The following is a 20109-nucleotide window of genomic DNA, read 5'->3' as shown; positions in this document are numbered from 1 at the left end:
TCCATATGACCTGCTGCCTTACTCATGCCGCTCTCCTACTCATGGATGCCTTCCTGATTTTGAAATTACATGTCTGATTAATGAGTGCCTGATGACAGATGGCAAAGTGCACGCAGCCGGACAGCCCCCGTAGGCTCAACTGCCTGCAACGGCACTACAGCGTAACGGGTAGCATGCTCACGGCTGACTGCCGCTATCTGCGGCAGCTCCGAAGCCGCACGCTTTTGCAGTAGCGGATCACTTGTCTGGGCTGCCGCCACACTGGCATTGACCACCCAGGCCCAGGGCTCTATCCCGGCACGGCGCAAATCAGCCTGCAGATGGGCTGCCTCCAGTACAGGAGTTGTTTCAGCCAGAGTCACGATCAGTATCCGGGTCATCTCCGGATCCTGCAGGCGCATCATCGGCGTGATCATGCGCGTTTTTGAGCCGGTAGCAGCATGGCGCATGATATCGCGGTGATAGGAGCCTGTAGCATCCAGCAGCAGGAGCGTATGACCGGTGGGAGCGGTATCCATAACTACAAACTGGCGTGAACTTTTGCGGATCAGACGCGAAAATGCCTGAAAAACGGCTATCTCCTCAGTACAGGGAGAGCGCAGGTCCTCTTCCAGCATCGCCCTGCCCTGCTCATCCAGATCCTTACCCTTGCTGGCCATGACATCCGTGCGATAGCGTGCAATCTCTTCAGCAGGATCTATCCGGCTGACGGTCAGATGTTCCAGCTCCTCACCCAGGGTTTCAGTCAGATGCGCAGCCGGATCGGTTGTCGTCAACAGCACTTCATGCCCGCGCCCGGCAAGTTCAGCCGCAACCGCTGCGGCGATGGTGGTTTTACCCACACCACCCTTACCCATCAGCATGATCAGCCCCTTGCCAGAGCTCTCCAGCTGATCCACCAGTGCACCGAGCGCCTGAAGATCAGCATCTGGCCGTTCTCCCTCGGATATTTTAGCGTTGTATTCTGACTCATCCGTCTGACCGGTAAGGATACGCAAGGCAGCGAGCCCCATCAGATTGAACGCACGCAGAGCAAAGGATGACTGGGGAAGCCGATGCAGAGCATCCGGCATCTCATCAATGGCCTGCTGCTCACGCTTTCTCAATGCCGCTGCCAGCGGGTCATCGCCGGTTTCAGGCATCACGCCATTGAGCGCCAGATGCTGATTATTGATGCCAATCAGCGAAAGCTCAGAGGCTGTGCGTGCAGCCTCGGCCAGTGCCGAGCGTTGCGGTCTTGCCACCAGCACCAGCAGTGTGGATGCGGCATCAGCCAGACTGGCAACAGCCGCAGCATAACGATCCCGCTGCTGTTCCAGGCCAGACAAGGGGCCGAGGCAGGATGCATCCCCCTTGCCCGCTTCCAGAAAGCCACTCCAGGCGCCCGGCAATTTCAGCAGACGTATCGTATGACCGGTTGGCGCGGTATCAAAAATTACATGATCATACCGATCGATCAGCTCATGATCGGTCAGCAGTGCAGTGAACTCATCAAAGGCTGCAATCTCCGTTGTGCAGGCACCCGAGAGTTGCTCGATGATCGCTTTCAACTCAGCCTCCGGCAACTGACCACGCACAGGGCCCACTATGCGCTCCCGATAAGCCGTTGCTGCCGCTTCAGGATCTATCTCGATGGCATCCAGGCGTTCAACACCCTTGATGGGTGTCAGCCTGTCGCCTATCTCCGTTTGCATCACCTGTCCGACATTGGATGCCGGATCGGTGCTGACCAGCAGCACCCGCTTGCCAGTATCGGCAAGATTCAGCGCCGTTGCACAGGCCAGAGAGGTCTTGCCGACTCCACCTTTGCCGGTGAAGAACACAAACTTTGGCAGATGGCTAAACATCATGATGATTGCACTCCCCGGGGTATTGTAATGTGAGGTTCTGATGCCGGTACGCAGCAGATCGAGCCTTTCAGTTGATCCTCGCTGTCCTGCGCAAACACGGTATTCAATAAGACGGCCAGAGGCATCAGGCTGGTGGCATTCAATGAATAGCAGACACGTGGCCGCTCCAGAGCACCGGTCACTATCCCGGCTGCTTTCAGAATGCGCAGATGCTCAGACACGGTAGACTGGGCAAGGCCCACCTCATCCGTTATCTCACACCCGATGCAGGACTGGCGAGCAAGCAGCAACTGAATGATCTGAATCCGAGCCGGGTGCGCCAGCGCCTTGGCAATAGCAGCAAGCTGTTCCGAATTCAGCAACTGATCGCCTGCCATCTGTGCTAGCTGTGTACTCTGCATCTGGATACTCCTGTCGGCATTCAGCCTTTATATCGTTATTCGACGATTAACGAACTATAGTCCTCAAGACTGATTCGGTCAAACCGGTACTGTCATCTATATTCAGGCTTTATTGATCTGTTTCAGCTATTATATTGGCCTGTTTTTTTCAGCCATGGAGCTTCTCTTGTCCACTCCGGCCACACCCACCAGTTACCTCACCCTGATCCGCCATAAGCCAGGCCTGCTGGCCATCGCCTTTCTGGCGATCTTCACGGGTAATCTCGGTCAGAGTTTTTTTATCGGGATGTTTCAGGAACCGATTGCCGCCAGGCTGGATATCTCGGCCGGTGAGTTTGGCTCCATCTATGCCACCGTCACGCTGATCTCCGGCTTTCTGGTGCTGCGTTTTGGCCCCTCTGTCGATTGGACATCACCACGGCGTTACGCCGTGCAGGTACTGATCGGCCTGCTGGTCGGCATTGGTCTGCTCACACTGTCTCCCTGGTGGCTGGGCGCTGCGGCTGGTCTGCTGCTGGTGCGCCTGTGCGGGCAAGGTTTGTTCACGCATCTGGGCAGCACGCTGGCCGGCAGGGAGTTCTCGCAATTGCGCGGGCGTGCACTCGGGCTGGTCGGCCTGGGCATGCCGCTGGGCGAGATGATGCTGCCACCGCTGGTGGCGCTGCTCCTGATCGCCTTTGCTTGGCAGCAGGTGCTCTGGTTGATCGCCGGTGTACTGGTGATACTCTGGCTGCTGCTGTTTATTCAGTTGGACTGGCCAGACAGCCCGCACAAGGCCACCACTCGTGCCGAGAAAAAAGCGATTCGCAAGACCGGCCCCAACCCGATGCGCGAACGCCGCTTCTGGTTGCTGCTGCCGATGTTGATCGCTCTGCCAGTCACCATGACCGGCATGTTTATCTATCAGGCTCATATGACCCGCGATCTGAATGCCAGTATCACGGCCTATGCGCTGGGACTGGCCGCGATGGGGCTGGCGCGGCTGCCCGGTGCGCTGCTTGGAGGCAAGTGGGTGGATCAGTTCGGGGTGACAATGCTTGCTCGCTGGAATCTGCTACCCTTTGTGCTGGCGCTGTTGATTGGCACGCTGGTTGGCGGCGATATCGGTATCTGGCTGATTCTGGTGGGTGCCGGTATCACCATGGGCATGCAGGGACCCACCACTGACAGCCTGCTGGTGTCTTTATGGGGCACCGAGCATCTGGGCCGGGTGCGCTCCGTGCGCTCATCATTCATGGTGTTTTCGACCGCTATCGCCCCGGTCGTGTTGGGATTTCTGATCGATTTCGGCACCGGCTTCAAGCCGATACTCTTCGGCATGTTGCTGTTTACCTGCCTGGCGTGGCTGCTGGCACTGAAGCCGATCCGGGAAACCGCTGCAACCAAATCTGAAACATCGCCCTGAGCAGTGGGCCCGCAAAAGTTGTCATAAAAGATATATTGAGCCGATTACCCGTTTGAGAGAGAACCATGTCAAATCTGCTGATTACGAATGCGCGCATCGTCAACGAAGGCAAGATCACCGAATCGGATATTCTGATCCACAAGGGTCGAATCGAGCAGATAGGCAGCTCCATTTCGGCACCTGAAGGCGTCGAAGTGCTGGATGCCGCAGGCAAGACGCTGCTGCCGGGGATGATTGATGATCAGGTTCATTTCCGTGATCCCGGCCTGACCCATAAGGGCGATATCGGCACCGAATCCCGCGCGGCGGTAGCCGGTGGTATCACCAGCTTCATGGATATGCCGAATGTGAACCCCGCCACGCTGACAATTGAGGCGCTGGAAGCCAAGTTTGAGATGGCAGCCACCAAGGCGATCGGGAACTATGCCTTCTATATGGGCGCATCCAACGACAACCTGAATGAGATCCGCCGTCTGGAAAAGAACCAGACCTGCGGGATCAAGGTGTTCATGGGGGCATCGACCGGTAATATGCTGGTGGATAATCCGAGTACGCTGGAAGGCATTTTCAGCGAAGCACCAACGCTGGTAGTGACGCACTGCGAAGACTCTCCGATGATCCTGGCCAACGAAGCGATGTATCGCGATCAGTTCGGCGATCTGATTCCGATTGAGCTGCACCCGGAGATCCGCTCACGCGAGGCCTGCTACAAATCCTCCTCCATGGCGGTGGATCTGGCAAAACGCTTCGGTACACAGCTGCATGTGCTGCACCTGACCAGCGCCGATGAGTTGGCGCTGTTCCAGAGCGGCCCGGTGAAAGGCAAGCAGATCACGCTGGAAGCCTGTGTGCACCACCTGTTTTTCAGTGCCGACGATTACGCCAGCAAGGGGGCGCTGATCAAATGTAACCCGGCGATAAAAAGTGCCTCCGACCGTGATGCCCTGCTGCAGGCGGTGAATGATGATGTGATCGATATCATTGCCACCGACCATGCGCCACACACTTGGGAGGAGAAGCAGAAGGAGGGTTACTTTGCCAAACCGGCAGGCCTGCCGCTGGTACAGCATGCGCTGCTGACGCTGCTGGAGCACTACCACGATGGTCGTTTCACTCTGGAAAAGATCGTGCAGAAAACCAGCCACAATGTCGCTGAGCGTTATCAGATAGCCGAGCGCGGTTATATCCGTGAAGGCTACCATGCCGATCTGGTGCTGGTGGATCTGCACAAGCCCTATCTCGTCACCCCCGAGAATGTGCTCTATAAGGTCGGCTGGTCGCCCTTTGATGGCTATGAATTCCGCAGCAGCATCGACACCACTCTCGTCAACGGTGAGATCCGCTACCGTAATGGCGCAGTGCAGGAAACCGGCAACTTCGGCCAGCGACTGCGTTTTACCCGTTGATCACAGGAGTCTTGATCAGGTGCTCCTTCTGTGAGCGCCTGAGCCGCTTGAGCGCCACCTCCCGACGTGAAGCAGAAGCACGATCGGGATGGGGTTCACACCAGACCATCACCACCGGCCTGCGTCCACGCGTATAACGGGCCCCGAGCTTATCGTTCGTGTTGTGTTCCTGTTCGCGACGCGTCAGATCGGTGGTGACCCCAGTATACAGAGAACCATCCGCACAGCGCAGCATATAGACATACCAGTTTTTCATGTCGCGATAATGCCAGTTCGCTGAAAAAAATCCAGCCCAAATGCAATTCAGGTTAAGATCCGCACAATACTCAATACAACAACCAATTAAACACTCAACCACCGAGCCAGCCTGATGACCCGTCGTGTCCGCAACACCTTTTTCCAGTGCCGCGAATTTCGTATCGAGCAGGATCGCTGTGCGATGAAGGTCACGACTGACGCCTGCCTGCTCGGCGCCTGGGTCGCGGTGGAGCAGGCAAAGCAGATCCTCGACATCGGCACCGGCAGCGGTCTGCTGGCACTGTTTGCCGCACAGCGCAGTCAGGCAAGGGTTGATGGCGTCGAGATTGAACCGGAAGCTGCCCGCCAGGCAGCGGAAAACTTTGCTGCCAGCCCCTGGTCGGATCGGCTGCGTGTGATTCAGGCGGATATTCGTGATCATGCCGAGTTGCATGTCGAGGGCTATGATCTGATCCTTTGCAACCCGCCCTTTTTCAGTGATTCGACTCACAACCCCTGCCAGAAACTCGCCACCGCACGGCATAACAGTGCCCTGCCATTGACCGATCTTCTGCACGCAGCCCATCGTCTGTTACAGCCAGACGGATCCGCCTGGTTTCTACTCCCAGTCGCTGAAGCGATGCAGATGGCCGATGCGGCAACGGCTTACGCACTCTATCCTGCGCACCGGCTCTGGGTGCGTAACAGCCCTTCCGATCAACCCCACAGGCAGCTATTACAATTAACCAAGACCGAGCAACCTGCATCGGAGTCATCTTTCACCCTCTACGACCCGCACCCTTTTCACACCCCTGAAGCAGCCAAACTCTTCGCTCCTTACTATATTAATATCAGGTAGCAGCAGTATTTTCTGACCTTACAGTTAATTTTTTATTGACTCAAAAGTCAACTTTGCTCTAGAGTTAGTCTACCAACTTGAATGAGCGCTGTGTGATCTATAAAAAAGGCGCCGGGAGGACCATCTTGATACAGTTCTTACTTAACGAGGAGCTGCGCACCGAGCAGCATCTCGACCCCAATATGACCGTGCTGAACTATCTGCGCACGGTTGTTCATAAAACCGGCACCAAGGAAGGCTGCGCCTCAGGCGACTGTGGCGCCTGCACCGTTGTGGTCGGTGAACTGGAAGATGGACAACTCCGCTACCGTACACTGAACTCCTGCCTGACTTTTGTTTCGGCCCTGCACGGCAAGCAACTGATCGCCGTGGATGATCTGAAACAGGGTGATCAGTTGCACTCAGTGCAGCAGGCACTGGCCGACTGCCACGGCTCTCAGTGCGGCTTCTGTACTCCCGGTTTCGTGATGTCTCTGTTTGCACTGCAGAAGAACAGCAGCGGCTATGATAAGGAGGAGACACTGGAAGCTCTCGCTGGCAACCTCTGCCGCTGTACCGGCTATCGCCCGATCATGGATGCTGCCGTACAAGTTTGCGACAACAGGGTACCGGATCAATTCGATGCCGCGGAGGCTCAGACCATCACCCGCCTGAAATCGATAGCCCCAGGCAGCGTCGCCGAGCTGAGCGACGGTAACAAGCGTTGTGTGATCCCACTGACCATCGGCGAACTGGCCGAAGCCTACAGCGCCACTCCCGATGCCCACCTGCTGGCCGGTGGTACCGATCTGGCACTGGAAGTGACTCAGTTCCACCGCGAGCTGCCGGTGATGATCTATGTCGGGCATGTCAAAGAGATGCAGCGTATCGAAGAGTTTGATGATCGGATTGAGATCGGCTCGGCCGCCTCCCTGACCGATTGTTACGACGCACTGGCCCGCGAATTCCCCGACTTCGGTGAGCTGCTGCACCGCTTTGCCTCCTTGCAGATCCGCAATCAGGGCACCCTCGGTGGCAATATCGGTAACGCCTCTCCTATCGGCGACTCCCCACCTCTGTTGATTGCACTGAATGCCAGCATCGTTCTGCGCAAGGGTGATCAGACACGCACTCTGCCACTGGAAGATTTCTTCCTCGACTATAAGAAAACCGATCGTCAACCAAGTGAGTTCATCGAGAAGGTGATCGTTCCACGTGCAGGCAAATATCAGTTCCGCGCCTACAAGATCTCGAAACGCCTGGATGATGATATCTCGGCGGTCTGTGCCGCGATCAATCTGCATATCGATGGCGGTATTGTGAAAGATGCGCGTATCGCATTTGGCGGTATGGCGGCAATTCCCAAGCGTGCAAGTGCCTGCGAGCAGGTACTGATCGGCGCAGACTGGAATGAGGCCGCTATTGAAAGCGCCTGCGCTGCGCTGGCTCAGGACTTCACCCCTCTGACGGATTTCCGCGCCAGCAAGGAGTACCGCATGAGTACTGCACAGAACCTGCTGCGCAAATATTTTCTGGAGCTGCAATCGCCAACCACTGAAACCCGGGTAACTGCATATGTCTAACCACTACGTTGAAACCAGAACTCAGGCAGAGCTGGAGGCGCTGTTCCGCCAGGATCTCAAAACCGGTGTTGGTCGCCCCATCAAACATGAAAGTGGCGACAAGCACACCACGGGCGAAGCGATCTATATTGATGACCGTCTGGAGTTTCCCAATCAGTTGCATGTATATGCACGCATGAGTGACCGGGCCCACGCCCGCATTATCAGCATTGATACCTCACCCTGCTATGCATTCGATGGCGTCGCGATTGCGATCACCAGCAAGGATGTTCCGGGTGAGCTGGATATCGGCCCTGTCGTGGCCGGTGATCCGCTGCTGGCAGACGGCCTGGTTGAGTATTACGGCCAGCCGGTGATTGCCGTGGCTGCCGACAGTCTGGAGACTGCACGCAAGGCTGCGATGGCGGCGATCATCGAGTATGAGGATCTGGAACCGATTCTGGATGTGGAAGAGGCACTGGAGAAAGAGTTTTATGTGCTGGATCCGCATCAGCACAAGCGCGGCGATGCCGAAGCGGCATTGGCCAAGGCGCCTAACCGTATTCAGGGCAAGCTGCATATCGGTGGTCAGGAGCATTTTTATTTGGAGACTCAGATCTCCTCAGTGATGCCGACCGAAGATGGTGGCATGCTGGTGTTCACCTCCAGCCAGAACCCGACCGAAGTCCAGAAGCTGGTCGCCAGCGTGCTGGGCGTACCGATGCATAAGATTGTGATCGATATGCGCCGCATGGGCGGTGGTTTCGGTGGCAAGGAAACTCAGGCGGCAGGGCCTGCCTGCCTGTGTGCCGTGATTGCACGTCTGACCGGTCGCCCGACCAAAATGCGTCTGCCACGCATGGAAGATATGCTGGTCACCGGCAAACGACACCCTTTCTTTGCCCGCTATGATATAGGATTTGATGATGCCGGGCGTTTGCACGGGGTCAAGATCGATCTGGCCGGTAACTGTGGTTACTCACCCGACCTGTCCGGCTCCATTGTCGATCGTGCCATGTTCCACTCCGACAACGCCTATTACCTGGGTGATGCTCTGATCACCGGCTACCGCTGCAAGACGCACACAGCCTCCAACACTGCTTATCGCGGCTTTGGTGGCCCGCAGGGGATGATGGCAATCGAGGAGATCATGGATCATATCGCCCGTACCCTGGGCAAGGACCCGCTGGAAGTACGCAAGCTCAACTACTATGGCAAGGATGAGCGCAACGTCACCCACTACTATCAGACCGTTGAACATAACCTGATGCAGGAGATGACCGAGGAGCTGGAGGGCAGTTGTGAGTATGCCCGCCGCCGTGCCGAGGTGATCGAGTTCAACCGCAACAGTCCGGTACTGAAAAAGGGTCTGGCCCTGACACCGGTCAAGTTCGGTATCTCCTTCACCGCGACCTTCCTGAACCAGGCCGGTGCGCTGATCCATGTCTATACCGATGGCAGTATCCACCTCAACCACGGTGGTACCGAGATGGGCCAGGGGCTCAACACCAAGGTGCAGCAGGTGGTGGCGGAAGTGTTCCAGGTGGAAACCGACCGCATCCAGATCACAGCGACCAATACCGACAAGGTGCCCAACACCTCACCAACGGCGGCCTCCTCAGGTGCCGATTTGAATGGTAAGGCGGCCTTCAATGCCGCGATGACCATCAAGCAGCGTCTGGTGGAGTTTGCCGCACGCCACTTTAATGTGACCGAGGAGGATGTCGAGTTCCATAACGGTCAGGTGCGAGTACGTGATCAGTATATGGCGTTTGAAGCGTTGATCGAACTGGCTTACTTCAACCAGGTGTCGCTCTCCTGTGCCGGTTTCTATCGCACGCCGAAGATCTTCTATGATCGTGAAAAGGCTGCCGGACGCCCCTTCTACTACTACGCCTTTGGTCTGGCCTGCTGCGAAGTGCTGGTCGACACGCTGACCGGCGAATACAAGTTCCTGCGCACCGATATCCTGCACGATGTTGGCGCATCACTGAACCCAGCCGTGGATATCGGTCAGGTGGAAGGTGCCTTCGTGCAGGGTATGGGCTGGCTGACCACCGAGGAACTGGTCTGGAACGACAAGGGGCGCCTGATGACAAGCGGCCCGGCCAGTTACAAGATCCCCGCTGTGGCGGATATGCCGATCGACTTCCGAGTCAAGCTGGTGGAGAACCGCAAGAACCCCGAAGACACGGTATTCCACTCCAAAGCAGTGGGTGAACCGCCATTCATGCTCGGCATCGGTGCCTGGTGCGCAATCAAGGATGCCGTGGCAAGCCTTGGCGACTACCGCATCCAGCCGCAGATTGATGCGCCGGCAACCCCGGAACGTGTGCTCAAGGGTGCACAGCAGATCCGCGCAACTCTGAAACAGACCAGCGCCTGAAACAGACCTGTGCCTGAGCACCCACAAGAGCCCAAAGAGTCACTGACAGATGAGTAAAACAATTAAAGCCTGGCGTTCCGCCATATTACACAGCGTGGCGGACCCTGCCGAGGTCGGCATTGAGTCGTCCTATGAGTACTTTGAAGATGGCCTGCTGGTCGTGGAGGGTGACCGTGTCGTTGCCCTGGGCAAGGCCGAAGATCTGCTGCCCACCCTGCCCGCTGATGCCGAGCTGACCGTGTATCAGGATAGCCTGATCACTCCGGGCTTCATTGATACCCATATCCATTTCCCGCAGACGGATATGATCGCCTCCTATGGTGAGCAGTTGCTGGACTGGCTGAACAACTATACTTTCCCGGCTGAAAAACGCTTTGCCGACAGAGCACATGCCGACAAGGTGGCGGATATTTTCATCCGTGAGCTGCTGCGTAACGGCACCACCACCGCACTGGTGTTCGGCACGGTGCATAAGGAGTCAGTGGATGCCTTCTTCAGTGCAGCCGAGCAGCGCAACCTGCGCATGATCTGCGGCAAGGTGCTGATGGATCGCAACGCACCCGATTTCCTGACCGATACGGCCGAGTCGGCTTATACCGACAGCAAGGAGCTGATCGAGCGCTGGCATGGCAAGGGGCGTCTGGATTATGCCGTCACGCCACGCTTTGCGCCGACCAGTACCTCGGAGCAGCTGCACGCCGCCGCACGTCTGCTCAAGGAGTATCCCGGACTCTATATGCATACGCATCTGTCCGAGAACAAAAAGGAGTGTGAGTGGGTGCTTGAACTCTTCCCCGAGTGCAAGAACTACCTGGATGTATACGATCAGCACCAACTGCTGAGCGAGCGCTCGGTGTTTGCCCACGGCATCCATTTGTGTGATCAGGAGTATGAGCGCCTGGCCGAAACTGGCTCAGCCATCGCCTTCTGCCCCACTTCGAACCTTTTCCTTGGCAGCGGCTTTTTCAACCTGCCCAAGGCTGAGCAGCATAAGGTTAATGTCGGACTGGGGACGGATGTCGGTGCCGGTACCAGCTTCTCCATCCTGCAAACACTGAACGAAGCCTACAAGGTGATGCAGATGCAGGGCGCCAAGCTGCACCCCTTCAAGTCGCTCTATCTGGCTACCCTGGGAGGTGCCCGTGCACTGCGCCTTGAGGATCGGGTCGGCAGCTTTGCCGAGGGTAACGAAGCAGACTTTGTTGTGCTGGATTATCACGCCACCCCCCTGCTCTCCTGGCGGCTGCAGCAATCACGCACATTAGAGGAAACCCTCTTTGTGCTGATGACGCTCGGCGATGATCGCACCATCAGTGAAACCTGGGCAGCAGGGCAGTCCGTCCATCGACGTGATTGAGCTATCAACCTAGCAGCCATTCGAGATGACCCTGTATCCATGCGGGGTCATTTTATTTCGGCAAGCGGAGTGCCTTACTGTCGTTCGAGGTAAGCATGACAGGTGTGAGATTACTCGTTCCTGCTCTCATTTCATTGATGGGCGCCGTTACCCATGCGCAGGAGTTCATTATCGGTGTCGAGGATCTGGATTACTTCCCCTACTACAGCAGTAGCAATGGGCAGTTTCTGGACAGCCCGTCAAAACAGCTTCTGGATCGTTTTGCCAGGCAAAATGGTTACACCTTTGTATACACTCCCTTACCTGTCGCACGCCTGACACAAGCCTTTATAGACGCAGAACTGGATTTCAAATTTCCAGACAGCCCCGACTGGGCACAGGAGGCGAAATCTGGTCTGGAGATACACTACAGCGATCCGATCTTTCACTATACCGACGGTGTCATGGTCATACCGGACCGGCTTCATCAAGGTCTTGACAGCTTCAAGGCACTGGGTACGGTACGAGGTTTCACACCCTGGAGCTTTGCTTCCCTTATCAGCCAGGGGCATGTACAGATGCAGGAAACCTCCAGCCTTGAAAGTGTTGTTTTACAAGCACTATACCAGCGTGTTGATGGTGCCTATTTCAATATCGCTGTGGCAAACTGGTTTCTTACTCATCGCCTTGAACAGCCCGATAGCCTGGTCTTCGACATTACCCTGCCACATGCCAGCGGTCATTACACCCTGTCATCCATCCAGCATCCTGAGATCATCAGTCAGTTCAACGATTTTCTGCTTAATGAAGCTCGCTGGATTGATGAACTTCAACCCGCCCCCCTGTATGAGTGAAAATTATTCACTCCATATTTGAATACAGTATTTGATTTTTTTGTAAACAAGTGGATAATCGGACTTATCACTATTTTTTGACTTTTAGGTCAGCTAATAGCTGATACCGATTCTCCCGATACTCAGGGTCCTCAGCCAGAGTTCAGGAACACTAAAATAATAATGAGGAGTTACCCGCTGTGACGAACGCCAACCAAGAACAAACCGCCACCCCCATGCCAGGCTCTGCTAGCAGCCCAGGTTTTCTCGATCGGTTTTTCAAGCTGAGCGAACACAATACCAGCATCCGCACAGAGCTGATGGCTGGCGTAACCACCTTCTTCACCATGGCCTACATCATCTTCGTCAATCCGCAGATCATGGCAACTGCCGGGCTTGACCACGGAGCCGCGTTTGTCGCTACCTGCCTTGGCGCCGCGCTGGCCTGCTACCTGATGGGGCTGCTGGCCAACTGGCCGGTGGGACTTGCACCCGGCATGGGCCTCAACGCCTTTTTCACCTACACGGTTGTCGGTGATATGGGCTACAGCTGGGAGGTTGCGCTGGGCGCAGTTTTCCTCTCCGGTGTGCTCTTCATGATTCTCAGTTTCACCCAGATCCGCGAATGGATACTGAACAGTATTCCAAACAGCCTCAGATTCGCCATGGGTGCAGGTGTCGGACTATTCCTCGGTATCATCGGCCTGAAAACAGCCGGTATCGTCGTACCCAGCCCTGCCACGATGGTCACTTTCGGCTCCTTCCGCGACCCATCTGCACTGCTGGCAGCTGTCTGCTTCATCATGATTGCCGTGCTGTCTTACTATCGCATCTTTGGCGCGATTCTGATCAGTATTTTCGTGGTAACCGCAGCCGGCATGCTGTTCGGGCTGGTTAATTACGGCGGTATGGTATCCATGCCACCCAGCCTTGGCCCAACCCTGTTTGCTCTGGATATTCGCGGTGCTTTTGATGTTGCAATGATCAGCGTGATTCTGGCCTTCCTGTTTGTAAACCTGTTTGATACAGCCGGTACTCTGATGGGTGTTGCGCATCGTGCCAAGCTGATCAAGGAAGATGGTAAGATTGAAAACCTGTCACGCGCTCTGAAAGCAGACAGTACCTCTGCCGTAGCGGGTTCACTGATCGGCTGCCCGCCTGTCACCAGCTATGTTGAAAGCGCATCCGGCGTTGCTGCCGGTGGCCGTACAGGCCTGACCGCGGTCACCATCGGAACTCTGTTCCTGCTGGCGCTGTTCTTTGCTCCTCTGGCGGGCATGATTCCTGCGTACGCCACTGCCGGTGCACTGATCTATGTTGCCATGCTGATGATGACTGGTATTGCCGGTATTGATTGGGAAGAGCTGACTGACAGCATCCCGGCGATTGTGACTGTGGTGATGATGCCTCTGACCTTCTCGATTGCAGAAGGGATCGCTATGGGCTTCCTGAGCTACACTCTGCTGAAAGTACTGACCGGTCAACATAAGCAGGTGTCAGTGGCTCTTTATGTTCTGAGTGCCCTGTTTATTGCCAAGTACATCTTCCTGTAAGCCAGGAGCGGCAATCCTTCGGATACAACCATGTATACGAAGGATTGCCCTGAATTGTTCATGCGGGTGTATCTCAACAAATAACAGGTTAAAGCCAAATTATGAATTTCAGGTATAAAGGCTAAACTGTCTTATAGGTTGTCTTATAAAAAGTACTCTGACTATCTATACAAGCCTTCTACTCCAGGCACGGATGTCTGACCTCTCAAGCATGAGGCTGATCAATCTGAGGATACTGGTATGTTCAAACAACTCAGCATCAGGCGCAAACTGGTTCTGGCCATGGGTGCTGCACTAATCATTGCCCTGGGAACCAGCAGTCTTTTCTATACCCGCATGATCTCCAACCAGGCCAATCGCCTGCTATTGGACACCGCCATCCCGGCCCAGACAGAATCGATCCGCAATGCGCTTGAAAGCGCCATTATCGGCCCATCCACCCATGCTCGCGCCATCGCTGAGGACCAGTTTCTGATTCACTGGCTGGAACAGGGTGAACCAGAGGCAGAAGGACAACAGATAACGCAGATGCTGCAACGCAAGCGCAACTCTGCCAGCGCCTTCACTACCTTTGCAGTGTCTGCCGGCAGCGGCGCCTACTGGACACATGAGGGGATGAGCCGGACATTGAACCGATCGCAGGAGCGCGATGGCTGGTTCTGGAACAGCCTTGCCAACCCTCTCAATCCTGAACTCAGCGCCGATGTGGATGTTTCGACCGGCACTCTGACGCTTTTTTTCAATTACAAGGTGCAGAACAGCAGCGGTCAGAACATCGGCATCGCAGGCCTCGGAATCAGCATGGAAGAGGCGTCACGTCTGATCCAGGGCTATAGAGTCGGTGAAAAAGGTCGTGCCTATCTGGTTGACCCTGCAGGTATGCTCCGTATACACGAAGATATCAATCTGGTCAGTCAGAACACTACCCTGGCACAGCACACCAGCCGGGCTCTGAGTGAGCAGATGCTGCATGACGACAGCCTCACACTGCGCTCTCTCACCCGTAATGGAGAGGAGTGGCTGACCGCCTCACTGCCTATCGAGAGCCTTAACTGGCGGCTGATCGTTGAGATCCCCGCCTCGGAGGTCTATGCAGAATCGCGTCAGGCCCTGCTGATGGCCAGTATTTTCGGAGTGGTGATACTGCTGATAGCACTGCTCGCTACCGGCTATATAGCCAAACGACTGATGCAGCCGGTTCAGGTAATCAGCCTGGCACTGAAGGATATCAGCAGTGGTGAAGGTGACCTGACGCGCCGTCTTGATGAAAGCCGTGGGGATGAGATTGGCGATCTGGCACGTAACTTCAACAGTTTTGTCAGCACGCTGTCGGTATTGATCCGTGATGTGCGAAGCAGTAATGAGCAGTTGCACGGCATGATCAATCAGGTCGTTGGTACAGTTAAAGATACTCAAAACTGTGCGCTGGACCAGAACCGCATGACCGACTCTGTCGCGACTGCCATGCACGAGATGAGCACAACAGTGGGTGAAATCACGCATAATGCCACTGATACTGCCAACTACTCGCAGCAGGCAGCGCACGCTGCCGAAGCAGCCGACAAGATAGTGGCATCCAGCCTGAAAAACACCGAAGGGATGCGCAATCAGATCGATGCCGCCTCCACCTCGCTGACCTCTCTGGCTACAGATGTCGAGAACATCGTCAAGGTGATCAGCGTAATTCGTGACATATCAGACCAGACAAACCTGCTGGCTCTGAATGCCGCCATCGAGGCTGCCCGTGCCGGTGAAAGCGGACGTGGTTTTGCCGTAGTGGCTGATGAAGTGCGTACGCTGGCCAGCAGAACACGCAGCTCGACCGAAGATATACAGGCACGCATCGACCAGTTGCAGAGCGGGACATCCCAGGCTGTCACATCCATGGAGGAGACGCTGACGGCAACAGTCACTGCGGTTGAATCTGCACATGAAACCCGGGACAGTCTGAAGTCGATCTCGGAACAGCTTTCACGCATCGTGGATATGAACCACCTGATTGCTACCGCAACAGAGGAGCAGAGTGCCGTTACAGATGATGTGAATCAGAATGTGCAGGGGATTGCCGATGTCGCTCGCCAGGCCTCTGAAGATCTCAACCGCTGCAGCCAGGCCTGCGAACAGATGCGCGATCTGGCCGAAGAGCTGAAAGCAAGACTGGGACGATTCAGAACTGACTGATTGACAGAAGCTTGACTCTTGAGTCAATTTTATTTGACTTAAGAGTCAAGTTTAGTCTAAATTCAGATAATGCATTTGATTGCCCGCTACCTAAGGGCAGAACCCTATACAGCGACTCGTATGATGAAAAGCAATAACTGGATAGATGCCATCAAGACGCTGAATGACAGTGGACAAGCCTGCATTCTGGTCACGATCATTGAGCATCACGACTCAACACCCCGTAATACTGGCTCCAAGATGGTTGTCACACTGGATGCTATCCATGACACCATCGGTGGCGGCCATCTTGAGTACAAAGCGATGAAAATCGCACGTGAGATGCTGCAAGGCAAAGCAACAGAAACCCGCATGGAACGGTTTGTGCTGGGTGCCAGCCTGGGACAGTGCTGTGGTGGCGCTGCGGTGCTGTTGTTCGAACCTCTCGGTCATACGATGGTTCAGGTTGCGGTATTCGGTGCCGGCCATGTCGGACGTGCCCTGACCCCCCTGCTGGCTACCCTCCCCTGCCAGATCCACTGGATAGATTCACGTGAGCAGGAGTTTCCTGAGCAGACAGCTGAAGGTATCAACTGCATCCTGACTGATGACCCGGTGGCAGAGGTCAGTAACATGCCTCCGGGTAGTTACTATATCGTGATGACCCATAATCATCAGCTCGATATGGAGATCACTGAACAGATCCTGCGACGTGATGATTTCGCCTATTTCGGCTTGATCGGCTCTCAAACCAAGCGCAATCGCTTTGAGCATCGTCTGCACAAGGCGGGCATCAGCCAGGACGTGACACAAAAAATGCGTTGTCCGATGGGTATTGAGCAGGTGAAAGGCAAGCTACCGGCAGAGATAGCGATCTCGATCGCCGGTGAGATCATCGCCACTTATAACGCCGAAGCAGACCTTCACAAGCAGCATAAGCAGCGCAAACTAAAAGCAGTTGAACCCGCCTGACAGTCAACGCTCATACCTGAATCCGTGACTTTACTGCCAACTGTTTGTATTGCTAACGTATCCCGGATTCAGGTTATAAGATTTGCCAGCCGTTTCAGGCGCGCTTGCGGGAGGTTTTTTTGCCCGATGCCGCCAGATGAGAGAATACTTCGTGCAGATTATCCGAGGTGTTTTTCGTGCTCAGATTGAGTTTCGCATCGATATGATCCATATGATGCATCATCAGATCCACTGCACGTACAGCGTCTTTCCGCTCTATCGCGTCGATGATCTCTTTGTGCTCATCAAACGAACAGTGCGACTTGCTGCCAACATCATACAACGCAATGACCAGAGAGCTTTGTGACACCAGGCTGCGCTGAAAAACCCCCAGAGGGGCGTTGCCGGCAATATCTGCCAGACGCAAATGAAACTCGCCGGAAAGACGAATCCCGGCACCGACATCATGGCGGGCAAAACAGGCCTGTTCTTCAGCAACCATTGCACGCAGACTGGCAATGTCAGCGCTGGTGGCATTTTCCACAGCCAGCTCGGTTATCGCCTTTTCCACCATGCGACGTGCAAAAAAGATCTGCTGGGCCTCATCCAGACTCGGACTGGCCACAACAGCCCCTCGATTTGGCCGCAGCAGAACCACCTGCTCATGCGATAAACGCGTCAAGGCACGCCTGATGGTGGTACGGCTGACATCGAAAATCTCACCGAGTGTTTCTTCGCTCAGGCGAACACCCGGTGCCAGACGCTGTTCCAGAATCGCTTCGAAGATATGGGCGTAAACCCTGTCATCCTGTGTGCTGGAGACACTTTCTTTCTCTTTGCGCGATAAACTGCCTTGCAGGGAAGCTTTTTCTTTCATAAAAGCTCTTTCATATAAGTTCTTTCATATAAACACTTTAGCAAGCCCTCGCATGGGCTCAGTGCAAAAAAACAAATAGTATCATTCCTGCATACAATACAACAGGGCTGGTGGTATTCAAGCCCTGTCAGCTACCACGATAGGTTGAGTAGCTGTAGGGTGAGATCAGCAGCGGTACATGATAGTGCTCATCAGCATTGGCAACACCGAAGCGCAACACGACCTGATCCAGAAAAGCCGGTGTTGGCAGATCAGTACCACGCTGACGATAGTAATCACCTGCATGAAATACCAGTTGATAGACACCAGTGGTCAGCGCCTCACCTTCGAGCACTGGATTATCACAGCGGCCATCATCATTGGTGATCGATGTGGTCAGAGGGATCAGCTCACTCTGCTCGCCTACACGGAACAGTTCGATCTTGATTCCATGTCCAGGGCAGCCATGTGCAGAGTCAAGTACATGCGTTGTCAATCTTCCCATTTCTATTCGAGTATCCACCTATTGGCAGACACTTCGCCTCCTCTCTCGGTCAGTTACTGAAGGGTATAGGAGCAAACATACCATCATTTCTTTTTTTGTACTACAGATTAGTTAAAAATTGTACACAATTATTGAATTTCGACGTCATACCATATAAACAGCGGCTTTCAGCCCGGATAGGCTACACTTCCAGTGTCGACCACCGCTCAAGCAGACTCAAAAAAAGAACAATTTTTTAATTTTATGTTTTACAATTTAAATCACGTATTGTATACATAACAGAAATTCGGAGCGTCATGCACACAACAGCATGCTACCCAACCGAGCGACAACTGATAAAGGAACATCCTGTGAGCGCAGAATACCCCAGAGACCTGATAGGTTACGGCAACCAGCCACCTCACCCTCACTGGCCCGGCAACGCACGGGTAGCCCTCTCCTTTGTACTGAACTATGAGGAGGGCGGCGAGCGCTGTGTTCTGCATGGCGATAAGGAGTCAGAAGCCTTTCTGTCTGAAATGGTCTCTGCGCAGCCATTGCAGGGCGTTCGTAACATGAGTATGGAATCACTCTATGAGTATGGCAGTCGCAGCGGCGTATGGCGTCTGTTGAAACTATTCAGGAAACATGACATTCCACTGACCATCTTTGCTGTCGCCATGGCTGCCCAACGCCACCCGGATGTGATCCGCGCCATGGCAGAAGCCGGCCATGAGATCTGCAGCCACGGCTATCGCTGGATCGACTATCAATACACCGACGAAGCAACAGAGCGTGAACACCTGCACAAGGCGATCGATATTCTGACCGATATCACCGGCGAGCGCCCGCTGGGCTGGTATACCGGTCGTAACAGCCCCAACACGCGCCGACTGGTCATGGAGGAAGGTGGTTTTCTGTACGATTCCGATAGCTATGACGACGACCTGCCCTACTGGGTCAAGGGCGAGCAGAAGCCTCACCTGGTCATCCCCTATACGCTGGATACCAACGACATGCGTTTTACACAGGTTCAGGGGTTCAACTCGGGTGATCAGTTTTTCAACTATCTAAAGGATGCATTCGATGTCCTGTATGAAGAGGGCGCAGAGGCACCCAAGATGCTCTCTATCGGTCTGCATTGCCGACTGATAGGCCGCCCCGGCAGAATCGCAGCGCTGGAACGTTTTCTTCGCTATGTCCGCAGCCATGAGCAAGTCTGGTGTACCCGCCGCATAGATATTGCTCGCCACTGGCATGAACAACACCCTTATAAGGAGTCCTCTTTGTGAGTCAGTTTAAGACCATCAAGCCATCGCAGCTCAACCGCGAAGAATTTGTCAGCACCTTTGCCGATATCTATGAACACTCGCCCTGGGTTGCCGAGACCGTTTATGACCAAGTCCATGATCTGGCAGACCAGAGCACAGAAATTGATCTGGATGACATCGAAACACTGCACCAGCAGATGTGCGATGTGCTGCTGAACGCGAGTCATGAGGCACAACTGGCACTGATCAATGCCCACCCTGATCTGGCCGGCAAGGCTGCAATTCGTGGTGAGCTGACTCAGTCCAGCACGGACGAGCAGGCAGGTGCAGGGATTCATGCCTGCAGCGAAGAGGAGTTCAAGCGCTTCAGCGAGCTCAACGATGCTTACAAGGCTAAATTCGGCTTTCCCTTTATCATGGCCGTCAAGGGCAGCAACCGTTATCAGATACTGGAAGCCTTTGAAAAGCGCATACACCATTCGCAGCAGGACGAGTTCAAACAGGCATTAAGCGAGATCAACAAGATCGCCCTGTTCCGACTGCAACAGCTCTGAGTTATCAGAGATTAAACTTTCGACTC

17 protein-coding genes are annotated in these 20109 nt (G+C 54.8%); 12 read left to right on the top strand and 5 right to left on the bottom strand.

The features are described 5' to 3' along the window. Positions 1-77 precede the first annotated feature (77 nt). Both arsA and F7R27_RS06365 read right to left on the bottom strand, forming a co-directional pair. Positions 78-1850 carry an arsenical pump-driving ATPase gene (arsA, locus tag F7R27_RS06370; RefSeq protein WP_240776262.1) on the bottom strand — a complete coding sequence of 591 codons (1773 nt, stop codon included), beginning with the start codon at positions 1848-1850 and terminating at the stop codon, positions 78-80. Continuing rightward, positions 1847-2251 carry an ArsR/SmtB family transcription factor gene (locus F7R27_RS06365; protein ID WP_151703395.1) on the bottom strand — a complete coding sequence of 135 codons (405 nt, stop codon included), beginning with the start codon at positions 2249-2251 and terminating at the stop codon, positions 1847-1849. The genes arsA and F7R27_RS06365 overlap by 4 nt, the downstream gene beginning before the upstream one ends. Positions 2252-2417: 166 nt before the next feature. On the opposite strand from F7R27_RS06365, the gene F7R27_RS06360 reads away from it, so the two are divergent. Both F7R27_RS06360 and F7R27_RS06355 read left to right on the top strand, forming a co-directional pair. Beyond that, positions 2418-3656: an MFS transporter gene (locus tag F7R27_RS06360; protein WP_240776261.1), complete on the top strand. Its 1239-nt coding sequence runs from the start codon at positions 2418-2420 to the stop codon at positions 3654-3656. A gap of 65 nt (positions 3657-3721) precedes the next feature. Further along, on the top strand, positions 3722-5062 hold the full coding sequence (locus F7R27_RS06355; protein WP_151703393.1) for a dihydroorotase: 1341 nt from the start codon (positions 3722-3724) through the stop codon (positions 5060-5062). On the opposite strand, the gene F7R27_RS06350 is transcribed toward F7R27_RS06355, so the two are convergent. Next, the gene (locus F7R27_RS06350) at positions 5052-5318 is read right to left on the bottom strand and encodes a GIY-YIG nuclease family protein (protein ID WP_151703392.1); all 267 of its coding nucleotides are present in this window, start codon (positions 5316-5318) and stop codon (positions 5052-5054) included. The two genes, F7R27_RS06355 and F7R27_RS06350, sit on opposite strands and share 11 nt — an antisense overlap. Positions 5319-5432: 114 nt before the next feature. Between F7R27_RS06350 and F7R27_RS06345 the strand changes: the two genes are divergently transcribed. The 8 genes from F7R27_RS06345 to xdhC all read left to right on the top strand — a co-directional run bounded on the left by F7R27_RS06345 (position 5433) and on the right by xdhC (position 16939). Beyond that, a complete protein-coding gene (locus F7R27_RS06345) occupies positions 5433-6158 on the top strand; it encodes a tRNA1(Val) (adenine(37)-N6)-methyltransferase (RefSeq protein WP_151703391.1) in 726 nt (241 codons plus the stop codon). 125 nt (positions 6159-6283) lie between these two features. Then, the gene (gene xdhA / locus F7R27_RS06340) at positions 6284-7720 is read left to right on the top strand and encodes a xanthine dehydrogenase small subunit (RefSeq protein WP_151703390.1); all 1437 of its coding nucleotides are present in this window, start codon (positions 6284-6286) and stop codon (positions 7718-7720) included. After that, positions 7713-10085, top strand: coding sequence for a xanthine dehydrogenase molybdopterin binding subunit (gene xdhB, locus F7R27_RS06335; protein ID WP_151703389.1), 2373 nt, complete (start codon positions 7713-7715; stop codon positions 10083-10085). The genes xdhA and xdhB overlap by 8 nt, the downstream gene beginning before the upstream one ends. 49 nt (positions 10086-10134) lie before the next feature. Further along, entirely contained in the window at positions 10135-11442 is a 1308-nt protein-coding gene (gene guaD, locus F7R27_RS06330) for a guanine deaminase (protein WP_151703388.1), read from the top strand. A gap of 104 nt (positions 11443-11546) precedes the next feature. Next, entirely contained in the window at positions 11547-12275 is a 729-nt protein-coding gene (locus F7R27_RS06325; RefSeq protein WP_151703387.1) for a type 2 periplasmic-binding domain-containing protein, read from the top strand. 215 nt (positions 12276-12490) lie between these two features. Continuing rightward, positions 12491-13807, top strand: coding sequence for an NCS2 family permease (locus F7R27_RS06320; RefSeq protein ID WP_151703701.1), 1317 nt, complete (start codon positions 12491-12493; stop codon positions 13805-13807). A gap of 240 nt (positions 13808-14047) precedes the next feature. Then, on the top strand, positions 14048-15988 hold the full coding sequence (locus F7R27_RS06315; RefSeq protein ID WP_151703386.1) for a methyl-accepting chemotaxis protein: 1941 nt from the start codon (positions 14048-14050) through the stop codon (positions 15986-15988). 120 nt (positions 15989-16108) lie between these two features. Then, positions 16109-16939 carry a xanthine dehydrogenase accessory protein XdhC gene (gene xdhC / locus F7R27_RS06310; protein WP_206060426.1) on the top strand — a complete coding sequence of 277 codons (831 nt, stop codon included), beginning with the start codon at positions 16109-16111 and terminating at the stop codon, positions 16937-16939. A 94-nt stretch (positions 16940-17033) separates the two neighbouring features. On the opposite strand, the gene F7R27_RS06305 is transcribed toward xdhC, so the two are convergent. After that, positions 17034-17795 (bottom strand): GntR family transcriptional regulator, encoded by a 762-nt coding sequence (locus tag F7R27_RS06305; RefSeq protein WP_151703385.1) that lies wholly within the window; start codon positions 17793-17795, stop codon positions 17034-17036. Between the two features lie 127 nt (positions 17796-17922). Further along, entirely contained in the window at positions 17923-18279 is a 357-nt protein-coding gene (gene uraH, locus F7R27_RS06300; RefSeq protein ID WP_151703384.1) for a hydroxyisourate hydrolase, read from the bottom strand. A 350-nt stretch (positions 18280-18629) separates the two neighbouring features. On the opposite strand from uraH, the gene puuE reads away from it, so the two are divergent. Further along, complete coding sequence (gene puuE, locus F7R27_RS06295; RefSeq protein ID WP_151703383.1) at positions 18630-19550, top strand: allantoinase PuuE; 921 nt, start codon at positions 18630-18632, stop codon at positions 19548-19550. Continuing rightward, positions 19547-20083 carry a 2-oxo-4-hydroxy-4-carboxy-5-ureidoimidazoline decarboxylase gene (gene uraD / locus F7R27_RS06290; RefSeq protein ID WP_151703382.1) on the top strand — a complete coding sequence of 179 codons (537 nt, stop codon included), beginning with the start codon at positions 19547-19549 and terminating at the stop codon, positions 20081-20083. The genes puuE and uraD overlap by 4 nt, the downstream gene beginning before the upstream one ends. Positions 20084-20109 lie beyond the last annotated feature (26 nt).

It is taken from the genome of Nitrincola alkalilacustris, from assembly GCF_008973755.1.
Lineage (GTDB): Bacteria > Pseudomonadota > Gammaproteobacteria > Pseudomonadales > Balneatricaceae > Nitrincola > Nitrincola alkalilacustris.
Note: the sequence above shows the minus strand (reverse complement) of the source record. Positions and strands in the feature narration are given on the sequence as shown.